General features: G+C 68.2%; 11 protein-coding genes. 9 read left to right on the forward strand and 2 right to left on the reverse strand.

Translation table 11 applies throughout. The features are described 5' to 3' along the window. Position 1: 1 nt before the first annotated feature. Positions 2–859 carry a hypothetical protein gene (locus tag B7R87_RS22150; protein WP_040914457.1) on the reverse strand — a complete coding sequence of 286 codons (858 nt, stop codon included), beginning with the start codon at positions 857–859 and terminating at the stop codon, positions 2–4. Positions 860–870: 11 nt separating this feature from the next. Further along, positions 871–1,131: a hypothetical protein gene (locus B7R87_RS22155; RefSeq protein ID WP_006346831.1), complete on the reverse strand. Its 261-nt coding sequence runs from the start codon at positions 1,129–1,131 to the stop codon at positions 871–873. A gap of 354 nt (positions 1,132–1,485) precedes the next feature. Between B7R87_RS22155 and B7R87_RS22160 the strand changes: the two genes are divergently transcribed. From B7R87_RS22160 to B7R87_RS22200, 9 genes are all read left to right on the forward strand, one after another. Next, complete coding sequence (locus B7R87_RS22160; protein WP_006346830.1) at positions 1,486–3,873, forward strand: ABC transporter family substrate-binding protein; 2,388 nt, start codon at positions 1,486–1,488, stop codon at positions 3,871–3,873. A gap of 624 nt (positions 3,874–4,497) precedes the next feature. Further along, complete coding sequence (gene typA, locus B7R87_RS22165) at positions 4,498–6,399, forward strand: translational GTPase TypA (protein WP_006346829.1); 1,902 nt, start codon at positions 4,498–4,500, stop codon at positions 6,397–6,399. A gap of 947 nt (positions 6,400–7,346) precedes the next feature. Beyond that, a complete protein-coding gene (locus B7R87_RS22170; protein WP_006346828.1) occupies positions 7,347–8,384 on the forward strand; it encodes an ABC transporter permease in 1,038 nt (345 codons plus the stop codon). 98 nt (positions 8,385–8,482) lie between these two features. Continuing rightward, positions 8,483–10,282, forward strand: coding sequence for an ABC transporter substrate-binding protein (locus tag B7R87_RS22175; protein WP_040914456.1), 1,800 nt, complete (start codon positions 8,483–8,485; stop codon positions 10,280–10,282). A 118-nt stretch (positions 10,283–10,400) separates the two neighbouring features. Further along, positions 10,401–11,378 (forward strand): ABC transporter permease, encoded by a 978-nt coding sequence (locus B7R87_RS22180; RefSeq protein ID WP_006346826.1) that lies wholly within the window; start codon positions 10,401–10,403, stop codon positions 11,376–11,378. A 10-nt stretch (positions 11,379–11,388) separates the two neighbouring features. Beyond that, complete coding sequence (locus B7R87_RS22185; RefSeq protein WP_006346825.1) at positions 11,389–12,450, forward strand: ABC transporter ATP-binding protein; 1,062 nt, start codon at positions 11,389–11,391, stop codon at positions 12,448–12,450. A 14-nt stretch (positions 12,451–12,464) separates the two neighbouring features. Beyond that, positions 12,465–13,577, forward strand: a complete 1,113-nt coding sequence (locus tag B7R87_RS22190) for an ABC transporter ATP-binding protein (protein ID WP_006346824.1) — start codon at positions 12,465–12,467, stop codon at positions 13,575–13,577. 218 nt (positions 13,578–13,795) lie between these two features. Next, the gene (locus tag B7R87_RS22195; protein WP_006346823.1) at positions 13,796–14,860 is read left to right on the forward strand and encodes a GNAT family N-acetyltransferase; all 1,065 of its coding nucleotides are present in this window, start codon (positions 13,796–13,798) and stop codon (positions 14,858–14,860) included. 102 nt (positions 14,861–14,962) lie between these two features. Continuing rightward, on the forward strand, positions 14,963–16,603 hold the full coding sequence (locus B7R87_RS22200; protein ID WP_006346822.1) for a peptide ABC transporter substrate-binding protein: 1,641 nt from the start codon (positions 14,963–14,965) through the stop codon (positions 16,601–16,603). Positions 16,604–16,607: the final 4 nt, after the last annotated feature.

The following is a 16,607-nucleotide window of genomic DNA, read 5'->3' on the forward strand; positions in this document are numbered from 1 at the left end:
GTCAGAAGAACCTCGGATCGTCGAAGGCACCGGAGGCGACCAGATAGACGTAGAAGTCGGCGGCCGCGACGCTGATCAGCGATGCCCACGCCAGTTGCATATGGCGCTCGTTCAGCCTGCCCACCCAGCCCCACAGGCGGTAGCGCACGGGATGCTTCGAGAAGTGCTTGAGCCGGCCGCCGACGATGTGCCGGCACGAATGGCACGACAGGGTGTAGGCCCAGATGAGTGCGATGTTGATCAGGAAGACGACCGTGCCCAGGCCCATATGGCCCCAGGAGTAGTCCTCGCCGCGGAAGGCGAGCACGGTGTCGTAGGTGAGGATCCCCGCGACGCCGATCGCCAGATAGAAGAAGTACCGGTGGGCGTTTTGGAGGATCAGCGGGAAACGGGTCTCGCCGGAGTACTTGCGGTGGGGTTCGGCGACCGCGCAGGCCGGGGGAGACGCCCAGAAGCCCCGGTAGTACGCCTTGCGGTAGTAGTAGCAGGTGAGCCGGAAGCCCAGCGGGAAGATCAGGATCAGCAGCGCGGGGGACAGTCCCCACCAGCTGCCGACGATTCCCCAGTCGGGGCCGCCCTGCATCGGAACGCAGTTCTCCGCCAGGCAGGGCGAGTAGAAGGGGGACACATAGGGGGCGGCGTAGTAGTCGGCGTTGGCGAAGGCCCGCCACGTCGAGTAGGCGATGAAGGCGAGCAGCCCCGCGGCGGTGAGTGCCGGAGACAGCCACCAGCGGTCCGTCCGCAGATGGCGGGGGCCGATGGCAGCGCGGGTCGGGCCGCGTACCCCCGTTCCCGCGCCCTGCACAGGGCCCGACGCCCCGCTCTTGTGAACGTGTGGTGGTTCGGTACCAGTGGCCAAAGGAAGGTCTCCTAGGGAGCGTGCCGGTCTCGGACGCCCAGCCCCTCGTCGTCGGAGTCCGTCCACAGCGCATGGTTGTACGGCGTATCGGGGATGCCGACGAGGTCCTCGCCCGATCCGGGCCGTTGGCCGGCCGGTGTACCGGGGCCGGTGCCGCGGGGGCGTCCCGGCGTGCCGCCGAGCCGGCCGACGGTGTGCTCCAGTTCCTCGACCCGCTGAGCCAGATCGTCGAGGCGGCGCTGCATCGTGGTCAGGTCTTCCTGCTGGGACATGACGTGCCCTCACTTCCGCGGGGTGCGGTGGCGTCGCTCATGCGCCTGCGAGTGTCGCGCGTCACATCCCTGGTTGTGAAGGGATATGCCGGGACTTCCCGCGCAGGAGTGGCGAGTGCGCCCCTGGTTGTCCGGATCTCACTGCTTCCATTGTCATCACCTTCCTGGTGATACGGGCGCTTCATCCGATATTCCGCTGGTCTGCTCGGGTGACCTTCAGGGGCCTTCGCGCCGTGTCGGCGCCGCACCCCGGGTTCCGTCCCCTTCAGTGGACCGGAATAGGTGTGATCATCAAAAGATTTCCTCGTTCTCCGCATTCGCACCGCGGAGCCATCAGGATGAAGAGGTGGACCCATGGCCCAGGCCCGGACCTCCCAGACCCTCCGGTCCCGGACACTCCGCTCCGTGGCGCTGCTCACCGGTGGGATGCTCGCGATCCCCGCGCTCGCGGGATGCGGCGCCGACGAGTCCGAGGTGACCGGTCAGGCCTCCGCGCAGGACATCGCGGCCACCCAGCGGCAGCAGGTCGGCGACGGCGGCACCCTGCGCTGGGCCGCCGACTCCGTGCCCACCACGCTCAATACCTTCCAGGCCGACGCGGACGCCACCACCGCCAGGATCGCCCAGGCCGTGCTGCCGACGCTCTTCACTCTCGACACCAACGGCCGCCCGCAGCGCAATCCGGACTATGTGGAATCCGCCGAGATCGTCGAGCGGGAGCCCAAGCAGGTGGTGCTCTACAAGCTCAACCAGAAGGCGGTCTGGAGCGACGGCCGGGAGATCGGCGCCCCCGACTTCGTCGCCCAGTGGCGGGCCCTCAGCGGCCGGAACACCGCCTACTGGACTGCGCGCAACGCCGGATACGACCGCATCGAGGAGATCCAGAAGGGCGCCAACGACCTCGAAGTCAAGATCACCTTCAAGAAGCCCTACGCCGACTGGCAGTCCCTCTTCACCCCGCTCTATCCGAAGGACGTCACCGGCACCCCCAAGGCCTTCAACGACGGCGCCCGCAATACGCTCAAGGCCACGGCGGGGCCGTTCCGGATCGGGGCGGTGGACCGCAAGAAGAAGGACGTCACCCTGGTGCGCAACCCCCGCTGGTGGGGTGACCAGCCCAAACTGGACGCGCTGGTCCTGACCGAGGTGCCGCGCGACAAGCGGGCCGGCGCACTGGCCGCCGGAAAGGTGGACATCGCCGAGATCGACCGGGGCACCGCCGACCGGATCGCCCTGGCCGTACGGAACAAGTCCACCGGCGGCCAGCAGCCCGGCCACGGTCCCCAGGCCGCCCTCACACCCGCCAAGGCCCTGCGGCTGTGGGCACTGGCCAACGGCTCCGACGAGGAAGCGGCCGAGATCGCGCAGGCCACCAGGGAGAAGACCGTCGAGGCCATCCGGACCTACGCGGTCGAGCAGGCCGGGTTGCGCGGCATCGTCGTCCGCCGGACCCTCGAACCCGCCTACACCCAGCTGGCACTCAACGGAGAGTCGGGCCCTCTCGCCGACGACCGGGTCCGCAGGGCCATCGCCCGGGCCCTCGACCGCAAGGAGCTGGCCGAGGCCGTGCTCCGCCCGCTGGGTCTTCCCGCGGTTCCGCCCGGCAGCCACCTCGCCCTCCGCGGACAGCGCGCCTACACCGACAACAGCGGGGCCCTGGGAGAACAGAACACCCAGGAGGCGCAGGCCCTGCTCGCCGACGCCGGCTGGACCCCCGGCGGAGCGCTGCGGAAGCCCGCACCGGCGAAGGCCGGACCGAGCGCCTCGCCCGCCGCCGAGGACAGCGGGTCCGACGGCAAGAACACCGGCAGGACCCCCGCCCGGGCCGCCGAGGCGACCTCCCCGGCGCTGTCGCGCCCGAACAGCCCCTCCGGCGACGGCCTCTACATCGTCGGGGACGAGGGATCCGGCCGCGGCACCACCCGGGTCCTCGCCCCGGCGCCCGTGACCTTCGAGGACCTCTCCCTCCAGCGCCGCGCCGACCGGATCGCCGACGTCGACGGAGGCACGGGGACCGGCCGTGCCGGCGAGAAGGACGCCAAGGACAAGAAGGGCGGGGTCACGGGCGCCTACGCCCCGGCGGGCACCGCCGCCCCCCTCGCCGCCGGCGGCCGCCTCGGCAAGGACGGCAAGCCGCTGACCCTGCGCTTCGTCCTTCCTTCGGGACCCGGCTCCGAGTCGCTGCGGTCCGTGGGCGAGAGGATCAGCCGGATGCTGAAGCGGATCGGGGTGGAGACCCGGATCACCAAGGTCGCGGACGAGAGCTACTTCAAGGACCACATCGCCTCCGGCCAGTACGACCTCGCCCTGTACTCCTGGCCCGCCACCGCCTACCCGGCGACCGACGCCCGCCCCATCTACGCCAAGCCGGAACCCGCCAGCGACGGGTCGCTGCTGGTCGAGCAGAACTACACCCGGGTCGGCACCGACTACATCGACCAGCTGTTCGACCAGGCCGCGGCCGAACTCGACCAGGACGAGAACCGGGATCTGGTGCGCCGGGCGGATGCCAGGATCTGGGCGGCGGCCGGCTCGATCCCGCTCTACCAGCGGCCCGAGCTGGTCGCGGTCCGGCCGGTCGTGCTGAACGCCGGGGCCTTCGGCTTCGCCACTCCCAAGCTCCAGGACATCGGCTTCACCAAGGCCGCGGCGCGCAAGGCCGGACCCCCGCCGGTCCTGCCGAGCCCGTCGGCGAGCCCGTCCGGAGACGCCGAGGAGGGTACGGAGGAAACGTCGGAGTAGCCCGGCCGCCCGCCGCCGGACGGCGCCGACCCCAGGGCTCGCGAATCCGGTGGTAACCGAAGGTAACGGGCGCTGACCTCGACAACCTCAGAAGAGTCTCAAACCTCTTGCCCGCCGGTCACCCGGCGGGCAAGATCGTGCCCGGCCCGTTGACCCCCGGTTCAGGATCCACCGCGCGTCCCCACGCGCTTCCCCGCCCCGCAGCAGGCGGCCGCCCCGGCCCACGGTGACCGCCCGATTCCCGCGCGTCCCGGCCTGCCTCATGCCTCCCCGTCGACCCGAGCCCCCGCCGCACCCGCGGGTAGCCCATACCCCACACCCTGCAGCCCCCGCTTACCCGTCGCTGCCGGTCCCAGAGCCCCTGCGGCCCGCACTCCGGGCAGCCCAGGGCGACCCGAGCGTCCCGAGGGGCCGCCCGGCCCGTACCCCTCAGGGGTTCCCCCGGAAGGCGGCCGTACGCTGCGGCGTCCTTCTCGCGGTCCCGCCCAACGGACCAGGAGGCCCCGAATCCCGGGGCCCCGTACCATAGGGAGAAGCCGTGGCGCGTCAGCCCCGGCGGGGCGCAGGGAAGACGCCGCCCCTCACGAACGCCGCATCCCACGATCGAGAGAAGCGCCAGCCAGCATGCCCACCCGCCACGACATCCGTAATGTCGCCATCGTCGCCCACGTCGACCACGGCAAGACCACCCTGGTCGACGCCATGCTGAAGCAGGCCGGCGCCTTCGCCGCCCACCAGCAGGTCGACGACCGGGTGATGGACTCGAACGACCTGGAGCGTGAGAAGGGCATCACGATCCTCGCCAAGAACACGGCGGTCAAGTACCACCCGAAGGCCGGCGGCGCCCCCGTCACCATCAACATCATCGACACCCCGGGCCACGCCGACTTCGGTGGTGAGGTCGAGCGCGGCCTGTCCATGGTCGACGCGGTCGTGCTGCTGGTGGACGCCTCCGAGGGCCCCCTCCCGCAGACCCGGTTCGTGCTCCGCAAGGCCCTGCAGGCCCGGATGCCGGTGATCCTCTGCATCAACAAGACGGACCGCCCGGACTCCCGGATCGACGAGGTCGTCAACGAGACCTACGACCTCTTCCTGGACCTCGACGCCGACGAGGACCAGATCGAGTTCCCGATCGTCTACGCCTGCGCCCGGGACGGCGTCGCCTCGCTCACCAAGCCCGCCGACGGCACGGTTCCCGCCGACAGCGACAGCCTGGAGCCCTTCTTCTCCACCCTGCTGGAGTACGTCCCGGCTCCCGAGTTCGACGCGGCAGCCCCGCTCCAGGCCCATGTCACCAACCTGGACGCCGACAACTTCCTCGGCCGTATCGCCCTTCTCCGCGTCGAGCAGGGTGAGCTGCGCAAGGGCCAGACCGTCGCGTGGATCAAGCGCGACGGCACCATGTCCAACGTCCGCATCAGCGAGCTGATGATGACCGAGGCCCTTACCCGCAAGCCCGCCGAGGTGGCGGGCCCGGGTGATATCTGCGCCGTCGCCGGTATCCCCGACATCATGATCGGCGAGACGCTCGCCGACCCGGAGAACCCGGTCGCGCTGCCGCTGATCACCGTGGACGAGCCCGCGATCTCCATGACCGTCGGCACCAACACCTCGCCGCTGGTCGGCCGGGGCGGCACCGGCAAGGGCGCGGACAACAAGGCCGCGGTCAAGGACCGCAAGGTCACGGCCCGCCAGGTCAAGGACCGGCTGGACCGCGAGCTGGTCGGTAACGTCTCCCTCCGCGTTCTGGACACCGAGCGCCCGGACGCCTGGGAGGTGCAGGGCCGTGGTGAGCTGGCGCTCGCCATCCTGGTCGAGCAGATGCGCCGTGAGGGCTTCGAGCTGACCATCGGCAAGCCCCAGGTCGTCACCAAGGAGGTCGACGGCAAGGTCCACGAGCCCGTCGAGCGCATGACGATCGACGTCCCCGAGGAGCACATGGGCGCCGTCACCCAGCTCATGGGTGTCCGCAAGGGCCGTATGGACAATATGTCCAACCACGGCTCCGGCTGGGTCCGCATGGAGTTCGTCGTGCCCTCCCGCGGCCTCATCGGCTTCCGTACGGAGTTCCTCACCAACACCCGCGGCACCGGTATCGCCCACTCCATCCACGAGGGCCACGAGGCCTGGTTCGGCACGCTGACCACGCGCAACAACGGCTCGCTGGTCGCCGACCGCTCCGGTGCCGTGACGGCCTTCGCGATGACGAACCTCCAGGAGCGCGGCGTTCTCTTCGTGGAGCCGGGCACCGAGGTCTACGAGGGCATGATCGTCGGTGAGAACTCCCGCTCCGACGACATGGACGTCAACATCACCAAGGAGAAGAAGCTCACCAACATGCGCTCCTCCTCGGCCGACTCCTTCGAGGCGATCGTCCCGCCGCGCAAGCTCTCCCTGGAGCAGTCGCTGGAGTTCTGCCGCGACGACGAGTGCGTCGAGGTGACCCCGGAGTCGGTGCGCATCCGCAAGGTGAACCTGGACGCCCGGGAGCGGGCCCGTGCCGCCTCCCGTGCCAAGCACGGCTGAACCACCGGCAACACCTTCACGAGTCCGCGGCGGCCGGCAACGGCCGCCGCGGCCGTTTCCCGGGCCCGGCACGGGCCCGTGGCAGCTCCGCCGGACGGACACCGCGCCCGTCGTGTGATCAACAAGACATAGCGTACGAACCAGAACGGCTCGGGCGGTCCCACATGTTGGGACCGCCCGAGCCGTTTGCCCGCACTCCGCGGGTGGAAGGCTTCGGGATTGGAGCGCTCCCCGAGGCCGTTCGTCAAGAGGTTTTTGATGAACGATTGTCCGACTATCGGACGTAGCTCACCGGAAACCTGTATTAACAGTCCGTTTCGGGGGTGTCTGTCTGCGATCCCTTTGTCCGGATTCTGGTCCTCCGGGGTTCACTGATGTTGCCAAAACGAGATGCTTTAAGTGTGGTTTACGGCGTGAACTTACCCAATAGTTGGCTTCACTGAGCTCGGGTCAACGGGTCATGCGCTGTGGGGAGCGCCGACTCACGAGCACACGGGGTACAGCTCTTCGCCGTCAGGGGTGTCGGCGGGTGTTATGTGCCCAGCCTTGCAGTGAACACGTGGACTCATGAGGAGGAACCCATGCGCGGTGCCACGAGCGCCAGCGGGGTCGGGTCGTCGCAGACGGTACGGACGACCGGTTTCCAGCGCATTCCATCCCATCGCGCCGCCATCGGCGGCGGACAGCGACTCTGAGCCCCGGTCAACCGCTCGGCTCGCGCTCCTGATGAGGGTGGGATCAATCCCTATTGACGACCTTTCCTGCCGTTTTGCCCATGGGTAAACCCCCGGGCGGACGGTGATCCGGCTGTATCCGCCTGGCGGGTAACGGCCGACCAGGGGGGAACGTCAACCGGTGGCCAAGACGGCGACGAGTACATCCACTCGACCGTCCGAACCACCGTGCGCAGGAACGCGGGTCACCCGACACCCGTGAATGGACACACCATGACCAGTCCAATCGAGACCGAGGGCGCCGACTCCTCTGTCGCCTTGGACAAGAGCACCGCGACCAAGACAGAGGCTGCCGACGGCCAGGCCGTGACCGGCCGTTCGCCGGGTCAGCTGATGTGGGCGCGTTTCAAGCGCGACCGCACCGGAGTGATCTCCGCCATTGTCGTGCTCGCGTTCTTCGTGATCTCCGCGCTGGCGCCGGTGATCTCCTGGCTGTACGGCAAGGACCCGTACACGCTCTATCCCAGCCAGGAGGGGTACGAGAACATCCTCGACGACTTCTCCATGCCGGTCGGCACCTTCGGCGGAGTCTCCGGGGACTTCTGGTTCGGCGTCGAGCCCAACCTGGGCCGCGATGTGTTCACGATGCTGCTCTACGGCGTCCGGACCTCCCTCTACATGGCGCTGGTCGTGACCACGCTCATGGTGATCACCGGTGTGGTCATCGGCATGGTGAGCGGCTACTTCGGCGGCAAGGTCGACTACTGGCTCAGCCGGATCATCGACTTCTTCCTCGCCTTCCCCCAGCAGCTCTTCTTCATCGCCTTCATGCCGGTCGTGGTCGCGATGTTCGTCTCCCCGAAGGACGAGACCCCCACCTATCTGCGAGCCGTCGCCATCATCCTGGTGATGTGGTTCCTCGGCTGGATGGGTCTGGCCCGACTGGTGCGCAGCTCCGTGCTCTCCCTGCGGGAGCGCGAGTTCGTCGAGGCGGCCAAGGTCTCCGGTGCTTCGCGCTGGCGGATCGTCCGCAAGGAGATCCTCCCGAACATCGTCACGCCGATTCTGGTGCAGGGCACCTACATGCTGCCCAGCTCCATCCTGACCATCGCCTTCCTCTCCTATGTCGGTGTGGGCTTCGTCGAGCCGACCCCCGACTGGGGCCGGATGTTCGCGATCGGCGCCGAGGTATACGAGCAGAACCCCTCGTTCATGTTCTTCCCCGGCGTTGCCATGGTGACGTTCATCCTCGCCTTCAATCTTCTCGGCGACTCGGTACGGGACGCGTTCGACCCCAAGACCGGACGGTGACGTCCCAGGGCGGGGGCCGCTGCCGCCCCCGCGCCGGGCAACCGGACGGCAGGCAGCTCTTGATGAATGACAACGGACAGGTAGGTGCATCAAGCATCATGAAGCCACTTCGCTCACGTTCCGTGCGCGTCATAGTCGCCGCAGCTGCGGTCGGCTCCCTGGCGCTCACCGGCTGCTCCAACAACGACGGCAACACCAAGGACGAGTCCAAGTCCAAGAAGGACGCGGCTGCTCAGTCCAAGCCGGTCACCTACGGTGACGCTGCGGCCTCCACCGGCCCCGCGGCCGAGGTCCCGGGCGCCAAGCCGGGCGGCTTCATCAACGTGTACATGGAATCCGACATGAGTCATCTGGACCCGGGCCAGATCTATGTCAGTGACGCCGGCCAGTTCTCCAACCTGATCCACCGTGGTCTGACGAACTGGAAGGAGGACAAGGACGGCAACCTGACCGTCGTCGGTGACCTCGCCACCGACGCCGGCAAGATGTCCGACGGCGGCAAGACCTGGACGTACACGCTGAAGGACGGCATCAAGGACGCCAACGGCAACGCGATCACGTCGGCGGACATCCGCCACACGATCGAGCGTCTGTACGCGAAGTTCATCTTCGACGGCCCGACGTACATCCAGAGCTGGCTGTCGGGCGACGACTACCGCAAGGCGCTGCCGGACGGCCCGTACACCGGCAAGAGCCTGCCGGACACCGTCCTCGCCACCCCGGACGCCAAGACCGTCGTCTTCAAGTTCCAGACTCCGCAGGGTGACCTGCCGCAGGCGCTGGCGATGCCGGGCTACAGCATCGTGCCCAAGGCCGCGGACACCAAGGAGAAGTACGACAAGTCCCCGGTTTCCCTGGGCCCGTACAAGATCGCCGAGTACAAGTCCGGCAAGTCCATCAAGCTGGTCAAGAACACCAACTGGGACCCGAAGACCGACTCGGTCCGCAAGCAGTACCCGGACGGCTTCAACTTCACCCTCACGGTCGACCAGGGCAGCCAGACCAAGCGTCTGATCGCCGACCAGGGCGAGGCCAAGAACGCCATCCAGTTCACGGACTCGGTCGAGCCGACCCAGATCAAGGACGTCATCAGCAACGCCGGTGTCAAGGCGCGTGCCGTGATGGGCTTCCAGCCCTACGTCTGGCAGATGACCTTCAACCTGGACTCCCAGGTCATGAAGGACAAGAAGGTCCGTGAGGCCATCACCCGCGCCATCCCCGGCAAGCGGATGATCGCGGCCGACGGCGGCACCTACGGCGGTGAGCTGGCCGGCGGTCTGATGGGCCCGACGCTCCCCGGCTACGACCCGAACTACGACCCGTACGACAAGGTCAAGAAGCCGAACGGTGACCTCGCTGCGGCCAAGAAGCTGCTTGAGGAGGCGGGCGTCAAGAAGGGCACCAAGCTCACCTACGCCTACGCCACCGCGCCGCGCAGCCAGAAGCAGATGGTCATCATCAAGGAGGTGCTCGGCAACCTCGGCTTCGACGTCCAGGCCAAGGAGATCGAGCGCTCGACCTTCTACGAGCAGATCGGCAAGGTCAAGAACCCGTACGACCTGTACATGACCGGCTGGGGCCAGGACTGGCCGTCCGCGTCCACCGTGATCACCCCCGTCTACGACGGCACCAAGGTCCAGGACGGCGGCTCGAACTACTCCCACATCAACGACTCGCAGGTCAACGAGGGCATCAAGAAGGCCCTGGCGCTGCCGCCGACCGAGGCCGCGGCCGAGTGGGAGAAGGTCCACCACCGCATCGTCGAGGAGATCCTCCCGGCGGGCCCGGTCTACTACGCCAAGCAGATCCAGCTCTCCGGTTCCAACATCGGCGGTCTGCGGTACAGCACCGAGGCGAGCTACATCGACATCAACAACCTGTTCCTGAAGAACCCGTAAATCCGGGTCTTAACCCTCCGGTTCACGGTTGATCCCGTGGGGGTGTGCGCCAGGCGGAGCACACCCCCACGGGTCCACGTCTGACCCCCGCCGCCTTCGAAGAGAGCAGCCTCCCGCGATGCTTCAGTTCCTTCTCCGCAGGTTGACCGGCGCCGTCGTGATCATGTTCCTGATCGGCGCGTTCACGTTCTTCCTGTTCTACACAATCCCCCAGGACTTCGCCGAGCTCGCCTGCGGCAAGAACTGCACGCCGGAGAACATCGCGGTGATCCGCGAGAACCTCGGCCTCGACAAGCCCATCACCGCCCAGTTCTGGGAGTTCATGGGCGGAATCGTGACCGGTCGGGACTTTGCCGTCGGCCACTGCCCGGCGCCTTGCCTCGGTGTCTCCTTCGACTCCGGAGACTTCGTCTGGGAGTCGATCGTCGACCGCTTCCCGCTCACCCTCTCGCTGACCGTCGGCGGTCTGGTGGTCTTCCTGATCCTCGGTCTGGGCTCGGGCATGCTGGCCGCGTGGAAGCGCGGCACACCGGTCGACAAGTTCGTCAGTGGCGCCTCGATGGTGCTCAGCTCCTTCCAGATCTACTTCCTCGGCCCGATCGTGCTCGGCCTCTTCGTCTACAGCACCGGCTGGATGGAGTCCCCGAAGTACACCCCGATCGGCGAGGACCCCGTCGCCTGGTTCACCGGAATGCTCATTCCGTGGGCCGTGATGGCGACCATCTTCACCGCGCAGTACACCCGTATGGCGCGCTCGACGATGATCGAGCAGCTGCAGGAGGAACACGTCCGCACCGCGCGTGCCAAGGGCATGCGTCAGCGGTACGTCTTCTTCCGCTACGCCTGGCGTGGTTCGCTCACCCCGATCGTCACGATCCTCGGTATGGACATCTCCGCGCTGCTGACCGGCGCCGTGGTCACCGAGTTCACCTTCGACCTGGCCGGTGTCGGCCGGCTCGCGGTGGACTCCTCGCTGACCAAGGACCTGCCGATGACCATGGGCGTGATGCTGTTCGGAGCGTTCTTCATCCTGCTCATGAACATCATCGTGGACATGGCCTACGCCTACATCGACCCGCGCGTGCGCCTCGCCTAGGAGAACGACCGTGACCACTCTGACCAAGACCGAGGGGACCCCGGCCCCGACCGGACCGGATGCCTTCCTCTCGGTGCGCGACCTGCGGGTGCGGTTCTCCACCGAGGACGGCGTCGTCAAGGCAGTCGACGGGCTCTCCTTCGACGTCGAGCGCGGCAAGACGCTCGGCATCGTGGGTGAGTCGGGCTCCGGTAAGTCCGTCACCAACCTGACGATCCTCGGCCTGCACAGCAAGAAGAACACCGCCATCGACGGCGAGATCTACCTCGACGGCCAGGAGCTCGTCGAGGCGCCCGAGAAGGAGATGGAGAAGCTCCGCGGCAACAAGGTCGCGATGATCTTCCAGGACCCGCTGACGGCGCTCTCGCCGTACTACACCGTGGGCCGCCAGATCGCCGAGCCCTATATGAAGCACACCGGCGCCTCCAAGAAGGAGGCGAAGGCGCGTGCCATCGAGATGCTGGCCAAGGTCGGCATCCCGCAGCCCGCGACCCGCTTCAACGACTACCCGCACCAGTTCTCCGGCGGTATGCGCCAGCGCGCGATGATCGCCATGGCACTGATCTGCGACCCGGACCTGCTGATCGCCGACGAGCCGACGACCGCGCTCGACGTGACCGTGCAGGCCCAGATCCTCGACCTGCTCAAGGACCTTCAGCAGGAGTTCGGCTCCGCGATCGTCTTCATCACCCACGACCTGGGCGTCATCGCCAATATGGCGGACGACCTGCTGGTGATGTACGCGGGGCGGGCGGTGGAGCGCGGCAGCGTCCAGGAGGTCCTCCGGACTCCCAAGCACCCCTACACCTGGGGTCTGCTGAGCTCGATGCCGCGGCTCGGGAGCGATGTCAACGAGGCGCTCATGCCGATCCCCGGCTCTCCGCCCAGCCTGCTCAACCCGCCGTCCGGCTGCCCCTTCCACCCCCGGTGCGCCTTCAAGGACGAGGTGGCCGGCGGACTGTGCTCGGCCGAGCGTCCCACGCTGGCCACCGGGCGCGCGGCTGCCTGTCATCTGTCGGACGGGCAGAAGCAGTCCATTTTCATTGATCAGATCAAGCCCCGGCTGGGCTAGGGAGACGCAGAGACATGAGCGAGAACGTCACTCTGCCTAAGCAGCAGGATGCGACCGGCGGGAGCCCGGGCGGCGAGCCTTTGCTCTCCGTCGAGGGCGTGAAGATGCACTTCCCGATCTACGGGGGGTTCCCCTTCAAGCGGAAGGTCGGCGCCGTCAAGGCCGTCGACGGTATCGACTTCACGGTGCACGCCGGTGAGGCCCTGGGCCTCGTCGGTGAGTCCGGCTGCGGCAAGTCCACGACCGGGCGGATGGTCACCCGGCTGCTGGAGCCGACCGAGGGCAAGATCATCTACCGGGGTCAGGACATCGCGCACGCGGGCCGTCAGCAGCTTGCGCCGATCCGCTCCGAGATCCAGATGATCTTCCAGGACCCTTATTCGTCGCTGAACCCGCGGCAGACCGTCGGCACCATCATCAAGAGTCCGATGGAGGTCAACGGGATCAACCCGCCCGGCGGCCGGGACAAGAAGGTCCGTGAGCTGCTGGAGGTCGTGGGTCTCAACCCCGAGCACTTCAACCGCTTCCCGCACGAGTTCTCGGGCGGTCAGCGGCAGCGCATCGGTGTGGCCCGGGCGCTGGCGCTCCAGCCGAAGCTGATCGTCGCCGACGAGCCGGTCTCCGCGCTGGACGTGTCCATCCAGGCCCAGGTCGTCAACCTCCTGCAGAAGGTGCAGGAGGAAATGGGGATCGCCTTCCTCTTCATCGCCCACGACCTGGCGGTCGTCCGGCACTTCTCGCAGCGTGTCGCGGTGATGTACCTGGGCAAGGTGATGGAGATCGCGGACCGCGACTCCCTCTACAACCGGCCCCGCCACCCGTACACCCACGCCCTGCTCTCGGCCGTGCCGGAGCCGGACATGGACTCGAACGCGGGCAAGGAGCGGATCCGTCTCGCGGGCGACGTGCCGTCGCCGATCATGCCGCCGTCCGGCTGCCGCTTCCGCACCCGCTGCTGGAAGGCGCAGGACAAGTGCGCGACGGAAGAGCCGCCGCTGGTGCGTCTCTCCGGGAACGACGAGGGCCATCTGACGGCCTGCCACTTCCCGGAGGACCCGTCGACGGAGGCCCGCGCGGAGGACATCGTGCTCGACCCGGCGCTCGCCGCGCTGGAGGAGCAGGACTGACCCCTTCCGGACCCCCCGGGGGCCCGTGGCCGGACGGCCGCGGGCCCCCGGTGTGTTTCCGGGACGGTACGGGCCGGTGCCCCGCGCCGACCCGGCGAGGCCGCCCGCCGCCGGTGCCGAAGCGCGCTCCGCCGGGGGTCGCGACGGCCGCCCCCGGGGGCCGTACCCGCGCCGAAAACGCGTTGCGACGGTCCCTTCCGGCGGCCCAGAGTGATGAAATGACCACTTCCCCGGCCTCCCCGGACTCCCCGAATTCCTTGGCCTCCCAGGCCTCCCAGGCCTCCCAGGCTTCCCCGAGTGCCCCGGATTCCTCTCTCGTCGTGCGCCCGGCCGTGCCCGCGGACGCCGAAGCCATCTGCGCCCTGCTGAACGCCGTCGACGTCATCGAGGTCGGGAAGCCGGAGACCGATCTCGTCTCCGTACGGGCCGATCTGAGCCACCCCGAAGCGGACCTCCCGAACAACTCGTGGCTCGGCTACCGCGACGGCGAACCGGTCGTCTACGGACTGCTGTGGGACGACTCCGGCGCCGAGCGGATCGACATCGACCAGTACGTCCTCCCCGAGCACCAGGACGCGGCCGCCGCCGTCCTGGCGCTCCAGGAGGAACGGGCCCGAGCCAAGGCCGCGGAGAACGGCGCCGAACGGGCCGTCCTCCATCTCCACCTCAACACCGCCCCGACCCTCGACACCGCCCTGCTGGTACGCCGGGGCTGGTCGACCGTCCGCCGCTACCACGCCATGGTCCGCCCGCTGGACCCCGCGGCCGACACCGTCCCCGTCCCGCCGCCCGGCGTGACCCTGCGGGACTGCCGGGACGAGGCGGACCGCAGGATCGCCCACGCCCTGCTCCAGGAGACCTTCGCCGACCACTACGACCACCAGGACCGCTCGTACGAGAAGTGGCTCGCCGACCTGGGCGAGCTGGTGGACTGGGAGCTGGTGTGGATCGCGTCCGTCGACGGCGAGGGCGACGCCGCCGCGATGCTCACCGGCAACCACCGCGAGGCCTACGGCTGGATCAGCAGCCTCGGCGTCCGCAAGCAGGCCCGGGGCCGGGGCCTCGGCGGCTATCTGCTCCGCCATGCCTTCGGGGTGTACGCGGGCCTGGGCCGCAACGCCCTCGGTCTGGGCGTGGACACCGACAACGTGACGAAGGCTCTGGGGCTGTACGAGGCCCATGGCATGGACCTCCACTTCGCGGTCGACACCTGGGAGGCCGTGCTCCCGGTGGCTCCGGTCACCCCGCCGCGCCAGGACGCCGGGGCCGCGGCAGTGGGGTGATGTCTCCTCCGTTCGGGTGAGCGGACATGCGGTATGCCCCACTTTGCGGGGATATTCGGTCCTGAGTGGGAGAGAGCCGGCTCAGGACCGAGGAGGCACCGGATGCGGCGAGCCACGCATGTCCTCAAGGCCGCGGGCGGTGCCCTCGCCGCCGTCCTGGCCGCCACGGCCCTGACCGGGTGCGGCGGGGGAGTCTCCCGGGGCGGCAGCGGCCCGGACGGCATCGTCAGCTCCTCCTGGGGCGACCCCCAGAACCCCCTGGAACCCGCCAACACCAACGAGGTGCAGGGCGGCAAGGTCCTCGACATGCTCTTCCGCGGTCTGAAGCGGTACGACCCGAGGACCGGCGCGGCCCAGGACATGCTCGCCGAGCGGATCGACACCACCGACTCCATCACCTTCCACATCACCGTCAAGGACGGCTGGAGCTTCAGCAACGGCGAGAAGGTCACCGCCCGCTCCTTCGTCGACGCCTGGAACTACGGCGCCTATCTGAAGAACGCCCAGAAGAACGCCTACTTCTTCGGCTACATCGACGGTTACGACCAGGTCCACCCCGCCGAGGGCGACCCCACCGCCACCACCCTCTCCGGACTGACCGTCACCGGGGACCGGACCTTCACCGTCCGGCTCAGCCAGAAGTTCTCCACCTGGCCCGACACCCTCGGCTACGCGGCCTTCGCCCCGCTCCCCAGGGCCTTCTACGACGACCACGCCGCCTGGCTGGCCAAGCCCGTCGGCAACGGCCCGTACGCCGTCGACTCCTATGTCCGCGGCTCCCAGATGTCCCTGCGCCGCTGGGACGGCTACCCCGGCCCCGACAAACCCCTCAACGGCGGTGTCGACCTCAGGGTCTACATCGACAACAACACCGCCTACACCGATCTCGTCGCCGGCAATCTCGACCTCGTCGACGACGTCCCCGCTTCCCAGCTCCGCAACGTCAAGAAGGACCTCGGCGACCGCTACATCAACACCCCCGCGGGCATCATCCAGACCCTTGCCTTCCCCTACTACGACAAGCGGTGGAACACCCCGAACGGCTACAAGCTCCGCACCGGCCTCTCCATGGCCATCAACCGCCCGAGCATCACCTCCCGCATCTTCCGCAACACTCGCACCCCCGCCAAGGACTGGACCTCACCCGTCCTCGGCACCGAGGGCGGCTTCGACGACACCCTCTGCGGCGACTCCTGCGTCTACGACCCGGCCCGCGCCCGGCAACTGGTCAAAGAGGGCGGCGGAATCCCGGGCGGCACCATGAAGATCTCGTACAACGCCGACACCGGCTCCCACAAGGAGTGGGTCGACGCCGTCTGCAACAGCATCAACAACGCCCTCGGCAACGACCGCGCCTGCGTCGGCAACCCCATGGGCACCTTCGCCGACTTCCGCAACCAGGTCACCCAGTCCAAGATGAGCGGCCCCTTCCGGGCCGGCTGGCAGATGGACTACCCGCTCATCCAGAACTTCCTCCAGCCCCTCTACTACACCGGCGCCTCCTCCAACGACGGCAAGTGGAGCAACAGCACCTTCGACGGGCTGGTCGACCGGGCCAACGCCGAATCCGACACCGCGACCGCCGTCCGCACCTTCCAGCAGGCGGAGAGGGTGGTACGCGACCAGATGGCGGCCATCCCCCTCTGGTACCAGAACGGCAGCGCCGGCTACGCCCCGCGCATCTCGAACGTCTCCCTCAACCCCTTCAGTGTCCCGGTCTACAACGAGATCAAGGTCGCCTGACGGC

Source organism: Streptomyces tsukubensis (assembly GCF_003932715.1).
In the GTDB taxonomy this organism is placed as follows: domain Bacteria; phylum Actinomycetota; class Actinomycetes; order Streptomycetales; family Streptomycetaceae; genus Streptomyces; species Streptomyces tsukubensis.

What these genes read in the sequence shown, in the direction of transcription:
- B7R87_RS22155 (WP_006346831.1), bottom strand. Translation starts at nt 1,131, where the DNA reads ATGTCCCAGCAGGAAGACCTGACCACGATGCAGCGCCGCCTCGACGAT.
- B7R87_RS22160 (WP_006346830.1), top strand. Translation starts at nt 1,486, where the DNA reads ATGGCCCAGGCCCGGACCTCCCAGACCCTCCGGTCCCGGACACTCCGC.
- typA (WP_006346829.1), top strand. Translation starts at nt 4,498, where the DNA reads ATGCCCACCCGCCACGACATCCGTAATGTCGCCATCGTCGCCCACGTC.
- B7R87_RS22170 (WP_006346828.1), top strand. Translation starts at nt 7,347, where the DNA reads ATGACCAGTCCAATCGAGACCGAGGGCGCCGACTCCTCTGTCGCCTTG.
- B7R87_RS22175 (WP_040914456.1), top strand. Translation starts at nt 8,483, where the DNA reads ATGAAGCCACTTCGCTCACGTTCCGTGCGCGTCATAGTCGCCGCAGCT.
- B7R87_RS22180 (WP_006346826.1), top strand. Translation starts at nt 10,401, where the DNA reads ATGCTTCAGTTCCTTCTCCGCAGGTTGACCGGCGCCGTCGTGATCATG.
- B7R87_RS22190 (WP_006346824.1), top strand. Translation starts at nt 12,465, where the DNA reads ATGAGCGAGAACGTCACTCTGCCTAAGCAGCAGGATGCGACCGGCGGG.
- B7R87_RS22195 (WP_006346823.1), top strand. Translation starts at nt 13,796, where the DNA reads ATGACCACTTCCCCGGCCTCCCCGGACTCCCCGAATTCCTTGGCCTCC.
- B7R87_RS22200 (WP_006346822.1), top strand. Translation starts at nt 14,963, where the DNA reads ATGCGGCGAGCCACGCATGTCCTCAAGGCCGCGGGCGGTGCCCTCGCC.